Here is a 17,285-nt window from a genome sequence, read left to right on the forward strand (position 1 = left end):
CCATGTGAGAGTAGGTCATCGTCAAGATTAAATTCCGAAACCCCTATCTGCATCTGCAGGTAGGGGTTTTGTCTTTTATAGCCTCGGGGTTGGCGGCGGCAGTAGGCCGGTGTGGCCATTGTGGGAGTGGGTGATTCGTTATCTGTACATCACTCAATCCCATCAGTTTTCTATGCAATCCCCACCTGCATAGCTATCATGCCAGCCTCATTACGAGTTGAGATTGGCATGCTGAAGTTGTTGAAGCTCCTCAAGGATGGCCGGTTCCATTCCGGGCAGGATCTGGGGGTCGCCCTTGGCGTAAGTCGGAGTGCTGTCTGGAAGCAACTACAGCACCTCGAGGCCGAATTGAATCTACCCATTCATAAAGTGCGTGGTCGCGGCTATCAGTTAGCAGCGCCTTTGTCCTTGCTGGAGGAGTCGACTATTGCCGAGTTCTCGCAAGGCGAGCACTGGCCTACGCTGGTATTCGACTCCATTGACTCAACCAATGCCCAAGCCTTACGTGCAATTGCTGAAGGGCAGGCTGCACCGTTCCTGGTCCTGGCTGAGCGCCAGACAGCTGGGCGGGGGAGGCGCGGTCGTCAGTGGGTTAGTCCTTTTGCCGAAAATCTCTATTACAGCCTGGTACTGCGTATCGACGGTGGCATGCGTCAGCTCGAGGGTTTGAGTCTGGTGGTGGGGCTTGCGGTCATGCGTACCTTGCAGTCCTTCGGCGTCGCTGATGTTGGCTTGAAATGGCCGAATGACGTGCTGGTCAATAATCAGAAAATCGCTGGCATTCTTCTGGAGTTGGTCGGTGATCCTGCGGATGTCTGTCATGTGGTGCTGGGTATCGGCATCAATGTGAACATGCAGGTAACCAGTGAGGTTGATCAGCAGTGGACTTCGATGCGTCGCGAGGCGGGCATGGCGGTCGATCGCAACATCTTGGTCGCCAGGCTCAACCATAGCTTGCAGATCGACCTTGAGCGACATCGCCAGAACGGCTTTGCTGGATTCCAGCGTGAGTGGGAGCAAGCCCACATGTGGCAAGGTCGGGCGGTGTCCTTGATTGCCGGGGTTAACAAGATTGACGGTGTAGTGGTAGGTATCGATGGCCAGGGGGCTTTGCGCCTTATGGTCGATGGAGTAGAGAAGAGCTTCAGTGGTGGTGAGCTCAGTTTGAGGTTGCGTGATGATTCTTGAGCTCGATTGCGGTAACAGCTTTATCAAGTGGCGCGTCATTCGTAGTGCCGACGCGTCGATCGTTGCTGGTGGCGTGGTCGCTTCCGACCAGGCATTGCTGGCGGCGGTCAGTGTTCTTCCGAACGCGCCTCAGCGCTGCCGCTTGGTGAGCGTCCGTAGCGAAGAAGAGACCAGCAGTCTTTCGGCTTTGTTGCTCGAGCACTTTGGCCTTGATGTGCTGGTTGCGCAGCCGGCTAAAGAGGTAGCTGGTGTGCGTAATGGTTATGAGGACTATCAGCGCCTTGGTCTTGATCGCTGGCTTGCGGTGTTAGGGGCTTATCGCTTGGCTAAAGGTGCGTGCCTGGTCATGGACTTTGGTACTGCCGCCAAGGCTGACTTCGTTGCTGCGGATGGCGAGCACTTGGGTGGATTCATTTGTCCCGGCATGCCGTTGATGCGCAGCCAGTTACGCACGCATACCCGGCGCATCCGCTACGACGACGCTTCCGCTGAGCGTGCTTTGTCGAGTATGTCTCCTGGTCGTTCAACAGTAGAGGCGGTTGAGCGCGGCTGCGTGCATATGCTTCAGGGCTTCGTTCGTTCCCAGATCGAGCATGCACAGACCCTGTGGGGTGATGATTTTACGGTGTTGCTAACAGGAGGCGATGCGCCTCTGGTGCAAGAAGCTGCGCCGAATGCGCAAGTGGTGCCGGATTTGGTATTTGTCGGCCTGGCAATGGCCTGTCCCTTGGGTTGAGGTGGCTATGCGTTGGTTGTTTCTGTTGTTGCTGGTGCTCAATGGTGTCTATTACGTCTGGAGTCAGCAGGAAGCACCGCTGAAGGCCAAGGAAGTGGCACCGCTATCGCTCTACAAGGGCAGTCAGCAAGGTATTCATCTGTTGAGCGAATCCCGGCAGGGTAAGCGCCCACCCGAGCGGGGTGAGGAGTGCCTGTATGTGGGGGGGCTAAGCACCCAAGAGCAGCTTGAAGCCCTGCGCCAGCGACTGCTCTCCCTGGATGTGGCAGCCAAGTCGGTGATAGGGCGGCTCGGTGATGCGACGGGTCTGTGGCTGCAGATCGCGCCGCAGAGCCAGCGATTACTGGATCAAGCACTGCTTGGAACACTTTCTCGAGATTTCAAAGACTTAAAACATAAAATAATGTTGTGCGAGGGTATTGCAACTGGCGAATAGCTTGATAGAATGGCGCCCGCTTCACAGCGATGACCACTAAGTCGCAACGCTGAGAAGTAGCTGTCAAATTAGCTAACCTCAAGATTTTAATGAGAAAAAGCTTGACAGTAGGACGGCAAGAGTTGAAAATGCCGCCCAGCTCAGGAGGGGTTCCCGAGCGGCCAAAGGGATCAGACTGTAAATCTGACGTCTACGACTTCGAAGGTTCGAATCCTTCCCCCTCCACCATTTTAGCGAGAGCTGCAAGCTCCGCGGGTATAGTTTAGTGGTAGAACCTCAGCCTTCCAAGCTGATGATGCGGGTTCGATTCCCGCTACCCGCTCCACGTTTGCTGCTGTTGCACAGTGTTACGCTCTTGTAGCTCAGTTGGTAGAGCACACCCTTGGTAAGGGTGAGGTCAGCGGTTCAAATCCGCTCAAGAGCTCCATATAACAAGGCAGATATGAAAATATCTGCCTTTGTTTTAATGGTCGTATTAACTTGCTTATTTCTTCTTGCTGAGGATTGTCTCGATGGCTAAGGAAAAGTTCGATCGTAGTCTGCCGCACGTGAACGTCGGCACCATTGGTCACGTTGACCATGGTAAGACCACGCTGACCGCAGCTCTGACTCGCGTCTGCTCCGAAGTTTTCGGTTCGGCCGTCGTCGACTTCGACAAGATCGACAGCGCTCCAGAAGAGAAAGCTCGCGGTATCACCATCAACACCGCGCACGTCGAGTACAACTCGAAGATCCGTCACTACGCTCACGTTGACTGCCCAGGTCACGCTGACTACGTGAAGAACATGATCACCGGTGCTGCACAGATGGACGGTGCGATCCTGGTTTGTTCGGCCGCTGATGGTCCGATGCCGCAAACCCGTGAGCACATCCTGCTGTCCCGTCAGGTTGGCGTTCCGTACATCGTGGTCTTCCTGAACAAGGCTGACCTGGTAGACGACGCTGAGCTGCTGGAACTGGTTGAGATGGAAGTTCGCGACCTGCTGTCCACCTACGACTTCCCAGGCGACGACACTCCGATCATCATCGGTTCGGCTCGTATGGCCCTGGAAGGCAAAGACGACAACGAGATGGGCACCACTGCCGTCAAGAAGCTGGTTGAAACTCTGGACAGCTACATCCCAGAGCCAGAGCGTGCTATCGACAAGCCGTTCCTGATGCCAATCGAAGACGTATTCTCGATCTCGGGTCGTGGTACCGTTGTTACCGGTCGTATCGAGCGTGGCGTTGTAAACGTTCAGGATCCGCTGGAAATCGTTGGTCTGCGTGACACCACCACCACCACCTGTACCGGTGTTGAGATGTTCCGCAAGCTGCTCGACCAAGGTCGCGCTGGCGAGAACTGCGGCGTTCTGCTGCGTGGCACCAAGCGTGACGACGTTGAGCGTGGTCAGGTTCTGGTTAAGCCGGGTTCGGTTAAGCCGCACACCAAGTTCACCGCAGAAGTTTACGTTCTGAGCAAGGAAGAAGGCGGCCGTCATACTCCGTTCTTCAAAGGCTACCGTCCACAGTTCTACTTCCGTACTACTGACGTGACTGGTAACTGCGAGCTGCCAGAAGGCGTTGAAATGGTAATGCCAGGTGACAACATCCAGATGACTGTCACTCTGATCAAAACCATCGCAATGGAAGATGGTCTGCGTTTCGCTATCCGTGAAGGCGGTCGTACCGTCGGCGCTGGCGTCGTAGCAAAGATTATCGAATAAGTAGTTGATTTCTCTCGATCAGGTCGGCATAATGGCCGGCCTGATAAGCTTTTAGGTCAGTAGCTCAATTGGCAGAGCGACGGTCTCCAAAACCGTAGGTTGGGGGTTCGATTCCCTCCTGACCTGCCAGATTCACCTCGTGTGTCTGGCTTTCTTTTCACAGGATCTTCCTAGATGACTCCCAAGGCTGAAGCCCAAGACTCTCGTTTTGACCTGCTCAAGTGGCTGGCTGTTGTCGCTTTGGTATTCGTAGGTGTTGTGGGTAATATTTATTATTCCGACTTTCCGATTCTGTATCGCGTACTCGCACTTCTTGCTCTTGCTGCTGTAGCTGGCTTTCTGGCCCTGCAGACTGCTAAAGGCAAGTCGTTCTTTACGCTGTTAAAGGAAGCTCGCACCGAGATTCGTAAAGTCGTATGGCCAACCCGTCAAGAAACCATGCAAACCACGCTCATCGTAGTGGCGGTTGTTCTGGTTATGGCGTTGCTGCTGTGGGGTCTCGACTCCCTGCTCGGTTGGTTGATTTCCTTGATTGTTGGCTAAGGGTGTCCCGTGGCTAAGCGTTGGTACGTTGTGCATGCTTACTCGGGTTACGAGAAGCATGTAATGCGCTCGCTGATCGAGCGCGTAAAGCTGGCTGGCATGGAAGATGGCTTCGGCGAGATTCTGGTCCCCACTGAAGAAGTGGTTGAGATGCGCAATGGCCAGAAGCGCAAAAGCGAGCGTAAGTTCTTCCCAGGCTATGTTCTGGTGCAGATGGACATGAACGAAGGAACTTGGCACTTGGTCAAGGATACTCCTCGCGTCATGGGCTTCATTGGTGGTACTGCAGACAAGCCTGCGCCGATCACCGACAAAGAAGCTGAGGCCATTTTGCGTCGCGTTGCTGATGGTAGCGACAAGCCTAAGCCGAAGACGCTGTTCGAGCCAGGTGAAGTGGTCCGCGTTATCGATGGTCCGTTTGCTGATTTCAACGGTACTGTTGAAGAAGTTAACTACGAGAAGAGCCGGATCCAAGTGGCCGTGCTTATTTTCGGTCGCTCTACTCCGGTAGAGCTCGAGTTCAGCCAGGTCGAAAAGGTCTAGCAGAACGACGCATCCCATACCCCGCAGCCCTATGTGCTGCGGGGTTTTGTCGTCACTGGGATAAAACGCAAGTAATCCGGGGAGCCTTCAGGCGTTCGTACCCGATATTGGAGTAGCTCATGGCTAAGAAGATTCAGGCTTACATCAAGCTGCAAGTAAAGGCCGGCCAGGCCAACCCAAGCCCACCCGTTGGTCCAGCACTGGGTCAACACGGTGTGAACATCATGGAATTCTGCAAGGCCTTCAACGCCCGTACTCAGGGTCAAGAAGCCGGCCTGCCGACTCCTGTGATCATCACTGTTTACAGTGACCGCAGCTTCACCTTCGAAACCAAAAGCACCCCTGCTTCGGTTCTGCTGAAGAAAGCAGCTGGCCTGACCAGCGGTTCTGCACGTCCGAACACCGTTAAAGTCGGTACTGTGACCCGTGCTCAGCTGGAAGAGATCGCAAAAACCAAAAATGCTGATCTGACCGCTGCTGACCTGGATGCGGCCGTGCGTACCATCGCCGGTTCCGCTCGCAGCATGGGCCTCAACGTGGAGGGTGTGTAATGGCTAAGCTGACCAAGCGCCAAAAGGCCATTGCTTCGAAGCTCGAAGCTGGCAAAGTCTACAACTTCGAAGACGCAGCAGTGCTGCTGGCCGAACTGTCCACCGTGAAGTTCAGCGAATCCTTCGACGTTGCTGTCAACCTCGGTGTTGACCCACGTAAATCCGACCAGGTCGTTCGTAGCGCTACCGTGCTGCCACACGGTACTGGCAAGACCGTACGTGTTGCTGTCTTCACCCAGGGTCCAGCTGCTGAGGCCGCTCTGGCTGCCGGCGCTGACCGTGTAGGCATGGACGATCTGGCTGCCGAAATGAAAGGCGGCGACCTGAACTATGACGTCGTTATTGCTTCCCCGGACGCAATGCGTGTTGTAGGTCAGTTGGGTCAGGTTCTCGGTCCTCGCGGCCTGATGCCTAACCCGAAAGTCGGTACCGTAACTCCAGACGTAGCCACCGCGGTCAAAAATGCCAAGGCTGGTCAGGTTCGTTATCGCACCGACAAAAACGGCATCATCCACACCTCCGTTGGCAAAGTTGGCTTTGAAGCTGGCAAGCTGAAGGAAAACGTTGAAGCCCTGATCGCTGATCTTAAGCGTATCAAGCCAGCTTCTTCGAAAGGTATCTACGTTAAGCGCGTTACCCTGAGCACCACTATGGGCCCAGGTCTGGTCATCGACCAGAGCTCGCTGAACGCGTAAGACAAAAGCCGGCGCGAGCGATCGCGTCGACTTGAAAAAATTGGGGTCCCTGCCTGGCGGGGGCTATCCAAGACCGTAGGCGGCGAAAGCCTTAAACCTCAAGCCTACGCAGATGGTGCCCCTGGTTCCGTATCGAATCAGACACCAAAACGACATTCGGCCTCGGCTGGATGAAACGGTAACAAGCAGGAGTTTTACCCGTGGCAATTAAACTCGAAGACAAGAAGGCCATCGTCGCTGAAGTCAACGAGGCTGCCAAAGTCGCTCTGTCTGCTGTCGTGGCTGATGCCCGTGGCGTGACTGTAGGCGCAATGACCGGACTCCGTAAAGAGGCTCGTGAAGCTGGCGTATACGTACGTGTTGTACGTAACACCCTGCTCAAGCGCGCTGTTGCTGACACTGAATTCAGTGTCCTCAACGACGCCTTCACCGGCCCTACCCTGATCGCGTTCTCCAACGAACACCCGGGCGCTGCTGCTCGTCTGTTCGCTGAGTTCGCCAAGGGTCAGAGCAAGTTCGAGATCAAGGCAGCTGCGTTCGACGGCAAGTTCCTTGCCGCAAACCAGATCGACGTGTTGGCTTCCCTGCCGACCCGCGACGAGGCCATTGCGAAGCTGATGAGCGTGATCCAAGGCGCTACCAGCAAGCTGGCTCGTACTTTGGCAGCCGTTCGCGACCAGAAAGAAGCTGCTGCTGCCTAAGGCACTGCAAACCCTTTCGAAATCATACGTTTAATTTGATGGCTGCGTAGGCTGTCACCCCAATACAGGATTTAAGTCATGTCTCTGACTAACGAGCAAATCATCGAAGCAATCGGCCAGAAAACCGTTCTGGAAGTTGTTGAGCTGATCAAAGCAATGGAAGAAACCTTCGGCGTTACCGCTGCTGTTGCCGCTGCTGGCCCAGCTGCTGCCGCTGCCGTTGTTGAAGAACAAACCGAGTTCAACGTTGTTCTGGTTGCCGCTGGCGACAAGAAAGTAAACGTGATCAAGGCTGTTCGCGAACTGACCGGCCTGGGCCTGAAAGAAGCCAAGGAAAAGGTTGATACCGCTCCTCAGGTCGTTGCTGAAGGCGTTTCGAAAGAAGCCGCTGACAAAGCAAAAGCTGATCTGGAAGCAGCAGGCGCTACCGTCGAACTGAAGTAATTTCGACTGTGCGTCTCCAGCCCGAGCGATAAGCGAAAGGCTGATGGCTGGTGGCTCTTGCCACCGGCCTTTTTCCGTTATTGGTGGCCGACCAGGTTGGCATCGATAACGAGCAGTAACCACCGATGACGGTGGCGCAAACCATGGGGTTTGCACGATTTTCTGGCTGCTCCCGTCGGGAGAAGCCAAACAAGCAGGTGACCAAGCTGGGGAACGCTGATGGCTTACTCATACACTGAGAAAAAACGTATCCGCAAGGACTTTAGCAAGTTGCCGGACGTCATGGATGTGCCTTACCTCCTGGCCATCCAGCTGGATTCGTATCGTGAATTCTTGCAAGCGGGAGCGACTAAAGATCAGTTCCGCGACGTGGGCCTGCATGCGGCCTTCAAATCGGTTTTCCCGATCATCAGCTACTCCGGCAATGCTGCCCTGGAGTACGTTGGCTATCGTCTGGGCGAACCGGCTTTTGATGTCAAAGAATGCGTACTGCGCGGTGTGACCTACGCGGTTCCGCTGCGGGTAAAGGTCCGCCTGATCATTTTCGACAAAGAGTCGTCGAACAAAGCGATCAAGGACATCAAAGAGCAAGAAGTCTACATGGGTGAAATTCCCCTGATGACTGAAAACGGTACCTTCGTAATCAACGGTACCGAGCGTGTTATCGTTTCCCAGCTGCATCGCTCGCCAGGTGTGTTCTTCGACCACGACCGTGGCAAGACGCACAGCTCGGGCAAGCTGCTGTACTCGGCACGAATCATTCCTTACCGCGGTTCGTGGCTGGACTTCGAATTCGATCCGAAAGACTGTGTATTCGTCCGTATCGACCGTCGTCGTAAGCTGCCTGCGTCGGTACTGCTGCGCGCGCTGGGTTACAGCACCGAAGAAGTACTGAACGCCTTCTACACCACCAACGTATTCCACGTTTCGGGCGAGAAGCTCAGCCTGGAGCTGGTGCCTCAGCGCCTGCGTGGTGAAATCGCGGTCATGGACATCCATGACGAAAACGGCAAGGTAATTGTCGAGCAAGGTCGTCGTATCACCGCTCGCCACATCAACCAGCTGGAAAAGGCCGGTGTGAAGCATCTCGACGTTCCTATGGAATACGTCCTGGGTCGCACCACCGCCAAGGCTATCGTTCATCCGGCGACAGGCGAAATCCTGGCCGAGTGCAACACCGAGCTGAACACCGAGCTGCTGATCAAGATCGCCAAGGCTCAGGTTGTCCGCATCGAGACCTTGTACACCAACGACATCGATTGCGGTCCGTTCATCTCCGACACGCTGAAGATCGACTCCACCAGCAATCAGCTGGAAGCGTTGGTCGAAATCTATCGGATGATGCGTCCTGGCGAGCCGCCAACCAAGGATGCCGCTGAAACCCTGTTCAACAACCTGTTCTTCAGCGCCGAGCGTTACGATCTGTCGGCCGTTGGTCGCATGAAGTTCAACCGTCGTATCGGTCGTACCGAGATCGAAGGTTCGGGCGTACTGAGCAAGGAAGACATCGTCGAGGTCCTCAAGACCCTGGTCGATATCCGTAACGGCAAAGGCATCGTCGACGACATCGACCACCTGGGTAACCGTCGTGTTCGTTGCGTCGGTGAGATGGCCGAAAACCAGTTCCGTGTTGGCCTGGTGCGTGTTGAGCGTGCGGTCAAAGAGCGTCTGTCGATGGCAGAAAGCGAAGGCCTGATGCCTCAGGACCTGATCAACGCCAAGCCGGTCGCGGCGGCGGTGAAAGAGTTCTTCGGTTCCAGCCAGCTCTCGCAGTTCATGGACCAGAACAACCCGCTCTCCGAGATCACCCACAAGCGTCGTGTCTCTGCACTCGGCCCTGGTGGTCTGACCCGTGAGCGTGCTGGCTTTGAAGTCCGTGACGTACACCCGACCCACTACGGCCGTGTGTGCCCGATCGAGACCCCTGAAGGTCCGAACATCGGTCTGATCAACTCCCTGGCGGCCTATGCCCGCACCAACCAGTACGGCTTCCTGGAAAGCCCGTACCGTGTGGTGAAAGAGGGTGTAGTCACCGACGACATCGTGTTCCTGTCGGCGATTGAAGAAGCTGATCACGTCATCGCTCAGGCTTCGGCCGCAATGAACGAGAAGAAGCAACTGATCGACGAGCTGGTAGCTGTTCGTCACCTGAACGAATTCACCGTCAAGGCGCCGGAAGACGTCACCTTGATGGACGTTTCGCCGAAGCAGGTAGTTTCGGTCGCAGCGTCGCTGATTCCGTTCCTCGAGCACGACGACGCCAACCGTGCGTTGATGGGTTCGAACATGCAGCGTCAGGCTGTACCAACCCTGCGTGCTGACAAGCCGCTGGTCGGTACCGGCATGGAGCGTAACGTTGCCCGTGACTCCGGCGTTTGCGTCGTGGCTCGTCGTGGTGGTGTTATCGATTCCGTTGACGCCAGCCGTATCGTGGTACGTGTTGCTGATGACGAAGTAGAAACCGGTGAAGCCGGTGTCGACATCTACAACCTGACCAAGTACACCCGCTCGAACCAGAACACCTGCATCAACCAGCGTCCGCTGGTGAGCAAGGGTGACGTGGTTCAGCGTAGCGACATCATGGCCGACGGCCCGTCCACCGACATGGGTGAACTGGCACTGGGTCAGAACATGCGCATCGCCTTCATGGCATGGAACGGCTTCAACTTCGAAGACTCCATCTGCCTGTCCGAGCGTGTGGTTCAGGAAGACCGCTTCACCACGATCCACATCCAGGAACTGACCTGTGTGGCCCGTGACACCAAGCTTGGCCCAGAGGAAATCACCGCGGACATCCCGAACGTCGGTGAGGCTGCGCTGAACAAGCTGGATGAAGCCGGTATCGTCTATGTTGGTGCTGAAGTTGGCGCTGGTGACATTCTGGTCGGCAAAGTGACGCCAAAAGGCGAAACCCAGCTGACTCCAGAAGAGAAACTGCTGCGCGCGATCTTTGGTGAGAAGGCCAGCGACGTTAAAGACACCTCCCTGCGCGTGCCGACCGGCACCAAAGGTACGGTAATTGACGTACAGGTCTTCACCCGTGACGGCGTTGAGCGTGACAGCCGTGCGCTGTCGATCGAGAAGATGCAGCTCGACGAGATCCGCAAGGACCTGAACGAAGAGTTCCGTATCGTTGAAGGCGCAACCTTCGAACGTCTGCGTTCTGCCCTGAACGGCCAGGTCGTCGATGGTGGTGCAGGCCTGAAGAAGGGCGCTGTCATCAGCAACGAAGTACTGGACGGTCTGGAGCATGGTCAGTGGTTCAAACTGCGCATGGCCGAAGACGCGCTGAACGAGCAACTTGAGAAGGCTCAGGCCTACATCGTTGATCGTCGCCGTCTGCTGGACGACAAGTTCGAAGACAAGAAGCGCAAGCTGCAGCAGGGCGATGACCTGGCTCCGGGCGTACTGAAGATCGTCAAGGTCTACCTGGCAATCCGTCGTCGCATCCAGCCGGGCGACAAGATGGCCGGTCGTCACGGTAACAAAGGTGTGGTCTCTGTGATCATGCCGGTCGAAGACATGCCGCACGACGCCAACGGTACGCCGGTGGACGTGGTACTCAACCCATTGGGTGTACCATCACGTATGAACGTTGGTCAGATCCTCGAAACCCACCTGGGCCTGGCGGCCAAAGGTTTGGGCGAGAAGATCAACCGCATGCTCGAAGAGCAGCGCAAGGTCATCGAGCTGCGTAAGTTCCTCACCGAGGTCTACAACGAGATCGGTGGTCGTCAGGAAAGCCTGGAAGACTTCTCCGACCAGGAAATCCTGGACCTGGCGAAGAACCTCAAAGGCGGTGTGCCTATGGCCACTCCAGTCTTCGACGGTGCCAAGGAAAGCGAGATCAAGGCCATGCTGAAACTGGCAGACATGCCAGAAAGCGGTCAGATGCAGCTGTTCGACGGCCGTACCGGTAACAAGTTCGAGCGTCCAGTGACCGTTGGTTACATGTACATGCTCAAGCTGAACCACTTGGTGGACGACAAGATGCACGCGCGTTCCACTGGTTCTTACAGCCTGGTTACCCAGCAGCCGCTGGGTGGTAAGGCGCAGTTCGGTGGTCAGCGTTTCGGGGAGATGGAAGTGTGGGCGCTGGAAGCATACGGCGCGGCATACACCCTGCAAGAAATGCTCACAGTGAAGTCGGACGACGTGAACGGTCGGACCAAGATGTACAAAAACATCGTGGACGGCGATCACCGTATGGAGCCGGGCATGCCCGAGTCCTTCAACGTGTTGATCAAAGAGATTCGTTCGCTCGGTATCGATATCGATCTGGAAACCGAATAACACGTGACGCGAATCGGGAGCGTGGCTGAAAAGCCCGCTCCCTGCTCCGCCAGGAGGAAAGGCCTTGAAAGACCTACTGAATTTGCTGAAAAACCAGGGTCAAGTCGAAGAGTTCGACGCCATCCGTATCGGATTGGCCTCGCCTGAGATGATCCGTTCGTGGTCGTTCGGTGAAGTTAAAAAACCGGAAACCATCAACTACCGTACGTTCAAACCTGAGCGTGACGGCCTGTTCTGCGCCAAGATCTTTGGTCCAGTCAAGGACTACGAGTGCCTGTGCGGTAAGTACAAGCGCCTGAAGCACCGTGGTGTTATTTGTGAGAAGTGCGGCGTTGAAGTCGCCCTGGCCAAGGTTCGTCGTGAGCGCATGGCGCACATCGAACTAGCCTCTCCAGTTGCCCACATCTGGTTCCTGAAATCGCTGCCGTCGCGTATCGGCCTGCTGATGGACATGACCCTGCGTGATATCGAGCGCGTTCTCTACTTCGAGAGCTATGTCGTTATCGATCCAGGTATGACCACGCTGGAAAAAGGTCAACTGCTCAACGACGAGCAGTACTTTGAAGCGCTGGAAGAGTTCGGTGATGACTTCGACGCCCGCATGGGTGCCGAGGCTGTCCGTGAGCTGCTGCACGCTATTGACCTGGAGCACGAGATCGGTCGCCTGCGCGAAGAGATTCCGCAGACCAACTCGGAAACCAAGATCAAGAAGCTGTCCAAGCGTCTGAAACTGATGGAAGCCTTCCAGGGCTCGGGCAACCTGCCTGAGTGGATGGTCCTGACCGTTCTGCCGGTTCTGCCGCCAGACCTGCGTCCATTGGTTCCACTGGATGGCGGTCGCTTCGCGACTTCTGACCTGAACGATCTGTATCGTCGGGTGATCAACCGTAACAACCGTCTGAAGCGCCTGCTCGACTTGTCCGCGCCGGACATCATCGTGCGTAACGAAAAGCGCATGCTGCAGGAAGCGGTCGACGCCTTGCTGGATAACGGCCGTCGCGGTCGTGCCATCACCGGTTCCAACAAGCGTCCTCTGAAATCCCTGGCCGACATGATCAAGGGTAAGCAAGGTCGTTTCCGTCAGAACTTGCTCGGTAAGCGTGTTGACTACTCCGGTCGTTCGGTAATTACCGTAGGTCCGACCCTGCGTCTGCACCAGTGCGGTCTGCCGAAGAAGATGGCTCTCGAGCTGTTCAAGCCGTTCATTTTCGGCAAGCTGGAAATGCGTGGTCTGGCGACCACCATCAAGGCTGCCAAAAAGATGGTCGAGCGCGAGCTGCCAGAGGTGTGGGACGTTCTCGCTGAAGTGATTCGCGAACACCCCGTACTGCTCAACCGTGCACCGACCCTTCACCGACTGGGTATCCAGGCGTTTGAACCGGTACTGATCGAAGGTAAGGCTATCCAGCTGCACCCGCTGGTCTGTGCTGCGTACAACGCCGACTTCGACGGTGACCAAATGGCCGTTCACGTGCCGCTGACGCTGGAAGCCCAGCTCGAAGCGCGCGCGCTGATGATGTCGACCAACAACATTCTGTCGCCAGCCAACGGTGAGCCAATCATCGTTCCGTCGCAGGACGTTGTACTGGGTCTGTACTACATGACCCGTGAGGCCATCAACGCCAAGGGCGAAGGTCGCGTATTCGCCGACCTGCAGGAAGTCGACCGCGTATTCCGCGCCGGCGAAGCTGCCCTGCACGCCAAGATCAAGGTTCGTATCAACGAAACCGTTAACGATCGTGATGGCGGCAGCGTCAAGAACACCCGTATCGTCGACACCACTGTCGGTCGTGCACTGCTGTTCCAGGTTGTGCCACCAGGTCTGTCGTACGACGTGGTCAACCAGCCAATGAAGAAAAAGGCGATCTCCAAGCTGATCAACCAGTGCTACCGCGTGGTTGGTCTGAAAGAGACCGTTATCTTCGCTGACCAGCTGATGTACACCGGTTTTGCCTACTCGACCATTTCCGGCGTTTCCATTGGTGTTAACGACTTCGTTATCCCGGATGAAAAAGCCCGCATCATCGGTACTGCTACCGACGAAGTGAAAGAAATCGAGAGCCAGTACGCCTCCGGCCTGGTAACTCAGGGCGAGAAGTACAACAAAGTTATCGACTTGTGGTCCAAGGCGAACGACGAAGTATCCAAGGCGATGATGGCCAACCTCTCGAAAGAGAAGGTCATTGACCGCAATGGCGACGAAGTCGAGCAAGAGTCCTTCAACTCGATGTACATGATGGCTGACTCCGGTGCCCGGGGTTCGGCAGCTCAGATTCGTCAGCTGGCCGGTATGCGTGGTCTGATGGCCAAGCCGGACGGCTCGATCATCGAGACGCCGATCACCGCGAACTTCCGTGAAGGTCTGAGCGTACTCCAGTACTTCATCTCGACTCACGGTGCTCGTAAGGGTCTTGCGGATACCGCGTTGAAAACCGCGAACTCCGGTTACCTGACTCGTCGTCTGGTAGACGTTGCCCAGGATCTGGTTGTAACCGAGATCGACTGCGGTACCGAGCAAGGCCTGCTGATGACGCCGCACATTGAAGGCGGCGACGTTGTAGAGCCTCTGGGTGAGCGTGTACTGGGTCGTGTAATCGCCCGTGACGTGTTCAAGCCAGGCACTGACGACGTTATCGTTCCGGCCGGTACGCTGGTCGACGAGAAGTGGGTTGAATTCATCGAGCTGAACAGCATCGACGAAGTGATCGTGCGTTCGCCGATCAGCTGCGAAACCCGTTACGGTATCTGCGCCAAGTGCTACGGTCGTGACCTGGCTCGCGGTCACCAGGTGAACATCGGTGAAGCTGTCGGCGTTATCGCCGCTCAGTCGATCGGTGAGCCGGGTACCCAGCTGACCATGCGTACGTTCCACATCGGTGGTGCTGCAAGCCGTACCTCGGCTGCCGACAGCGTCCAGGTGAAGAACGGCGGTATGGTTCGTCTGCACAACCTGAAGCAGGTTGAGCGTGCCGACGGTAACCTGGTTGCCGTATCGCGTTCCGGTGAGTTGGCCATTGCCGACGAATTCGGTCGTGAGCGTGAGCGCTACAAGCTGCCTTACGGTGCGGTGATTTCGGTTAAGGAAGGCGACAAGGTCGACGCTGGCGCAATCGTTGCCAAGTGGGACCCGCACACCCACCCGATCGTTACCGAAATGAAAGGTACCGTGACCTTCGTGGGCATGGAAGAAGGCATCACCATCAAGCGTCAGACTGACGAATTGACGGGCTTGACCAACATTGAAGTTCTGGACGTCAAAGACCGTCCGGCTGCAGGTAAGGAAATCCGTCCTGCAATCAAGATGGTCGACGCCAATGGTAAGGATCTGCTGCTGCCAGGTACCGACGTACCGGCTCAGTACTTCCTGCCGGCGAACGCCTTGGTCGGTGTGGCTGACGGTGCTCAGATCGGTGTTGGTGATGTTATCGCGCGTATTCCGCAAGAAACGTCGAAGACCCGTGACATCACGGGTGGTCTGCCGCGGGTTGCCGACTTGTTTGAAGCCCGTCGTCCGAAAGAAGCCTCGATTCTGGCTGAAGTCAGCGGCACCATCGCCTTCGGTAAAGAGACCAAAGGCAAGCGCCGTCTGGTTATCACCCCGAATGACGGTAGCGATCCGTACGAAGAGCTGATTCCGAAGTGGCGTCACCTGAACGTCTTCGAAGGCGAACAAGTGAACCGCGGCGAAGTTATCTCCGACGGTCCTAGCGATCCGCACGACATCCTGCGTCTGCTGGGTGTAAGCGCGCTGGCCAAGTACATCGTCAACGAGATTCAGGACGTTTACCGTCTGCAAGGCGTGAAGATCAACGACAAGCACATCGAAACCATCCTGCGTCAGATGTTGCGCAAGGTTGAGATTGCCGAGTCGGGTGACTCCAGCTTCATCAAGGGCGACCAGATGGAGCTGACCCACGTACTGGTAGAGAACGAGCGCCTGAACGCTGAAGACAAGTTTGTCTCCAAGTTCACTCGTGTACTGCTGGGTATCACCAAGGCCTCGCTGTCCACCGAATCGTTCATCTCGGCGGCCTCCTTCCAGGAGACTACCCGTGTTCTGACCGAAGCGGCGGTAACCGGCAAGCGCGATTACCTGCGCGGCCTGAAAGAAAACGTGGTCGTGGGTCGTCTGATCCCGGCCGGTACCGGTCTGGCCTACCACAGCGAGCGCAAGCGCCGCCGTGATGCCGACAAGCCGCTGCGCGTAAGTGCCAGTGAGGTGGAAGCCGCACTGACTGAAGCGCTGAACTCCAGCGGTAACTGAAAGTAGGACAGGGCCCTGGCTGACCCGATCTGGTCATTGGCGACATAAATTGTTGCCGATGACTGGAGGGGGGAGGCTGGGGCCTCGTCTTGACTGGGGGCAAGATCCTCTTTAGACTCTTGTACCCCTAAATTTGGTGGGACTTCGTCCTGCCAATTTTTGCTTTTCTTGCAAGACAATAGCGTCGCAAGACAACAGTGGAGCTAGTAGATGGCAACTATCAACCAGCTGGTACGTCAGCCGCGTAAGCGTATCGTCGAGAAATCCGACGTTCCTGCGCTGCAGAACTGCCCGCAACGTCGTGGCGTGTGCACCCGTGTGTACACCACTACGCCGAAAAAACCTAACTCGGCACTGCGTAAAGTATGCCGTGTGCGTCTGACCAACGGTTTCGAGGTTTCCTCGTACATCGGCGGTGAAGGCCACAACCTGCAAGAGCACAGCGTCGTACTGATCCGTGGCGGTCGTGTAAAAGACTTGCCAGGTGTTCGTTACCACACCGTTCGCGGCTCCCTGGATACCTCCGGCGTTAAAGGTCGTAACCAAGGTCGTTCGAAGTACGGTACCAAGCGTCCGAAGTAATCGGCCGTTTGCAGCAATTTGCAGTTATTCATTTTATTGAGTCGATAAGAGTAAGGTCGGGCACGCACCCCTTCGGGGTCACTTGTCCCGGGCTAACCTGAAGACCGTTTGAGGGCTTATCAATGCCAAGACGTCGTGTAGCAGCCAAGCGTGAGATTCTGGACGATCCAAAATACGGAAGCCAGATCCTCGCCAAGTTCATGAACCACGTTATGGAAAGCGGCAAGAAAGCCGTTGCCGAGCGTATCGTTTACGGTGCGTTGGACAAGGTTAAAGAACGCAAGAACAGCGATCCCCTGGAAATCTTCGAGAAAGCTCTCGACGCCATCGCTCCGCTGGTCGAAGTTAAGTCGCGCCGTGTTGGCGGTGCCACTTACCAGGTTCCTGTTGAAGTTCGTCCATCCCGTCGTAACGCCCTGGCAATGCGCTGGTTGGTAGACTACGCCCGTAAGCGTGGCGAGAAGTCCATGGCTCTGCGCTTGGCTGGCGAGCTGCTGGATGCCGCTGAAGGCAAAGGTGCTGCAGTCAAGAAGCGTGAAGACGTACACCGTATGGCCGAAGCCAACAAAGCGTTCTCGCACTACCGCTTCTAATTCAGGCATC

14 protein-coding genes and 4 tRNA genes are annotated in these 17,285 nt (G+C 56.1%); all 18 read left to right on the forward strand.

The features are described from left to right. The first annotated feature begins 228 nt into the window (after positions 1-228). Entirely contained in the window at positions 229-1,188 is a 960-nt protein-coding gene (birA, locus tag ACQRAX_RS10810; RefSeq protein WP_412040141.1) for a bifunctional biotin--[acetyl-CoA-carboxylase] ligase/biotin operon repressor BirA, read from the forward strand. After that, positions 1,178-1,924 carry a pantothenate kinase gene (locus ACQRAX_RS10815; RefSeq protein WP_412040142.1) on the forward strand — a complete coding sequence of 249 codons (747 nt, stop codon included), beginning with the start codon at positions 1,178-1,180 and terminating at the stop codon, positions 1,922-1,924. Before birA ends, ACQRAX_RS10815 begins: the two co-directional genes overlap by 11 nt. Before the next feature lie 7 nt (positions 1,925-1,931). Then, on the forward strand, positions 1,932-2,360 hold the full coding sequence (locus tag ACQRAX_RS10820; RefSeq protein ID WP_412040143.1) for a hypothetical protein: 429 nt from the start codon (positions 1,932-1,934) through the stop codon (positions 2,358-2,360). Positions 2,361-2,503: 143 nt separating this feature from the next. Continuing rightward, positions 2,504-2,588, forward strand: a tRNA-Tyr gene (locus tag ACQRAX_RS10825). 23 nt (positions 2,589-2,611) lie between these two features. Beyond that, positions 2,612-2,685 (forward strand) — tRNA-Gly (locus tag ACQRAX_RS10830). Positions 2,686-2,711: 26 nt separating this feature from the next. Beyond that, positions 2,712-2,787, forward strand: a tRNA-Thr gene (locus ACQRAX_RS10835). 85 nt (positions 2,788-2,872) lie between these two features. Continuing rightward, positions 2,873-4,066 (forward strand): elongation factor Tu, encoded by a 1,194-nt coding sequence (tuf, locus tag ACQRAX_RS10840; protein ID WP_412040144.1) that lies wholly within the window; start codon positions 2,873-2,875, stop codon positions 4,064-4,066. A gap of 53 nt (positions 4,067-4,119) precedes the next feature. Continuing rightward, positions 4,120-4,195: transfer RNA gene (locus ACQRAX_RS10845), tRNA-Trp, on the forward strand. A gap of 45 nt (positions 4,196-4,240) precedes the next feature. Next, complete coding sequence (gene secE / locus ACQRAX_RS10850) at positions 4,241-4,609, forward strand: preprotein translocase subunit SecE (protein WP_045190239.1); 369 nt, start codon at positions 4,241-4,243, stop codon at positions 4,607-4,609. Between the two features lie 9 nt (positions 4,610-4,618). Continuing rightward, positions 4,619-5,152: a transcription termination/antitermination protein NusG gene (nusG, locus tag ACQRAX_RS10855; RefSeq protein WP_010220294.1), complete on the forward strand. Its 534-nt coding sequence runs from the start codon at positions 4,619-4,621 to the stop codon at positions 5,150-5,152. A 119-nt stretch (positions 5,153-5,271) separates the two neighbouring features. After that, positions 5,272-5,703, forward strand: coding sequence for a 50S ribosomal protein L11 (gene rplK, locus ACQRAX_RS10860; RefSeq protein ID WP_017901523.1), 432 nt, complete (start codon positions 5,272-5,274; stop codon positions 5,701-5,703). Further along, positions 5,703-6,398 (forward strand): 50S ribosomal protein L1, encoded by a 696-nt coding sequence (gene rplA / locus ACQRAX_RS10865; protein ID WP_028944938.1) that lies wholly within the window; start codon positions 5,703-5,705, stop codon positions 6,396-6,398. Before rplK ends, rplA begins: the two co-directional genes overlap by 1 nt. A 200-nt stretch (positions 6,399-6,598) precedes the next feature. Beyond that, positions 6,599-7,099: a 50S ribosomal protein L10 gene (rplJ, locus tag ACQRAX_RS10870; protein ID WP_045190247.1), complete on the forward strand. Its 501-nt coding sequence runs from the start codon at positions 6,599-6,601 to the stop codon at positions 7,097-7,099. 78 nt (positions 7,100-7,177) lie between these two features. Continuing rightward, positions 7,178-7,543 (forward strand): 50S ribosomal protein L7/L12, encoded by a 366-nt coding sequence (gene rplL / locus ACQRAX_RS10875; protein ID WP_043861936.1) that lies wholly within the window; start codon positions 7,178-7,180, stop codon positions 7,541-7,543. Between the two features lie 219 nt (positions 7,544-7,762). Then, positions 7,763-11,836, forward strand: coding sequence for a DNA-directed RNA polymerase subunit beta (gene rpoB / locus ACQRAX_RS10880; RefSeq protein WP_412040145.1), 4,074 nt, complete (start codon positions 7,763-7,765; stop codon positions 11,834-11,836). Between the two features lie 64 nt (positions 11,837-11,900). Further along, a complete protein-coding gene (rpoC, locus tag ACQRAX_RS10885; RefSeq protein ID WP_045190253.1) occupies positions 11,901-16,100 on the forward strand; it encodes a DNA-directed RNA polymerase subunit beta' in 4,200 nt (1,399 codons plus the stop codon). A 210-nt stretch (positions 16,101-16,310) separates the two neighbouring features. Then, positions 16,311-16,682: a 30S ribosomal protein S12 gene (gene rpsL / locus ACQRAX_RS10890; RefSeq protein WP_003186084.1), complete on the forward strand. Its 372-nt coding sequence runs from the start codon at positions 16,311-16,313 to the stop codon at positions 16,680-16,682. A 122-nt stretch (positions 16,683-16,804) separates the two neighbouring features. After that, entirely contained in the window at positions 16,805-17,275 is a 471-nt protein-coding gene (rpsG, locus tag ACQRAX_RS10895; protein WP_008089143.1) for a 30S ribosomal protein S7, read from the forward strand. Positions 17,276-17,285 lie beyond the last annotated feature (10 nt).

It is taken from the genome of Pseudomonas sp. UM16, from assembly GCF_050312595.1.
GTDB lineage: Bacteria > Pseudomonadota > Gammaproteobacteria > Pseudomonadales > Pseudomonadaceae > Aquipseudomonas.

What these genes read in the sequence shown, in the direction of transcription:
- birA (WP_412040141.1), top strand. Translation starts at nt 229, where the DNA reads ATGCTGAAGTTGTTGAAGCTCCTCAAGGATGGCCGGTTCCATTCCGGG.
- ACQRAX_RS10815 (WP_412040142.1), top strand. Translation starts at nt 1,178, where the DNA reads ATGATTCTTGAGCTCGATTGCGGTAACAGCTTTATCAAGTGGCGCGTC.
- ACQRAX_RS10820 (WP_412040143.1), top strand. Translation starts at nt 1,932, where the DNA reads ATGCGTTGGTTGTTTCTGTTGTTGCTGGTGCTCAATGGTGTCTATTAC.
- tuf (WP_412040144.1), top strand. Translation starts at nt 2,873, where the DNA reads ATGGCTAAGGAAAAGTTCGATCGTAGTCTGCCGCACGTGAACGTCGGC.
- secE (WP_045190239.1), top strand. Translation starts at nt 4,241, where the DNA reads ATGACTCCCAAGGCTGAAGCCCAAGACTCTCGTTTTGACCTGCTCAAG.
- rplK (WP_017901523.1), top strand. Translation starts at nt 5,272, where the DNA reads ATGGCTAAGAAGATTCAGGCTTACATCAAGCTGCAAGTAAAGGCCGGC.
- rplA (WP_028944938.1), top strand. Translation starts at nt 5,703, where the DNA reads ATGGCTAAGCTGACCAAGCGCCAAAAGGCCATTGCTTCGAAGCTCGAA.
- rplL (WP_043861936.1), top strand. Translation starts at nt 7,178, where the DNA reads ATGTCTCTGACTAACGAGCAAATCATCGAAGCAATCGGCCAGAAAACC.
- rpoB (WP_412040145.1), top strand. Translation starts at nt 7,763, where the DNA reads ATGGCTTACTCATACACTGAGAAAAAACGTATCCGCAAGGACTTTAGC.
- rpsL (WP_003186084.1), top strand. Translation starts at nt 16,311, where the DNA reads ATGGCAACTATCAACCAGCTGGTACGTCAGCCGCGTAAGCGTATCGTC.
- rpsG (WP_008089143.1), top strand. Translation starts at nt 16,805, where the DNA reads ATGCCAAGACGTCGTGTAGCAGCCAAGCGTGAGATTCTGGACGATCCA.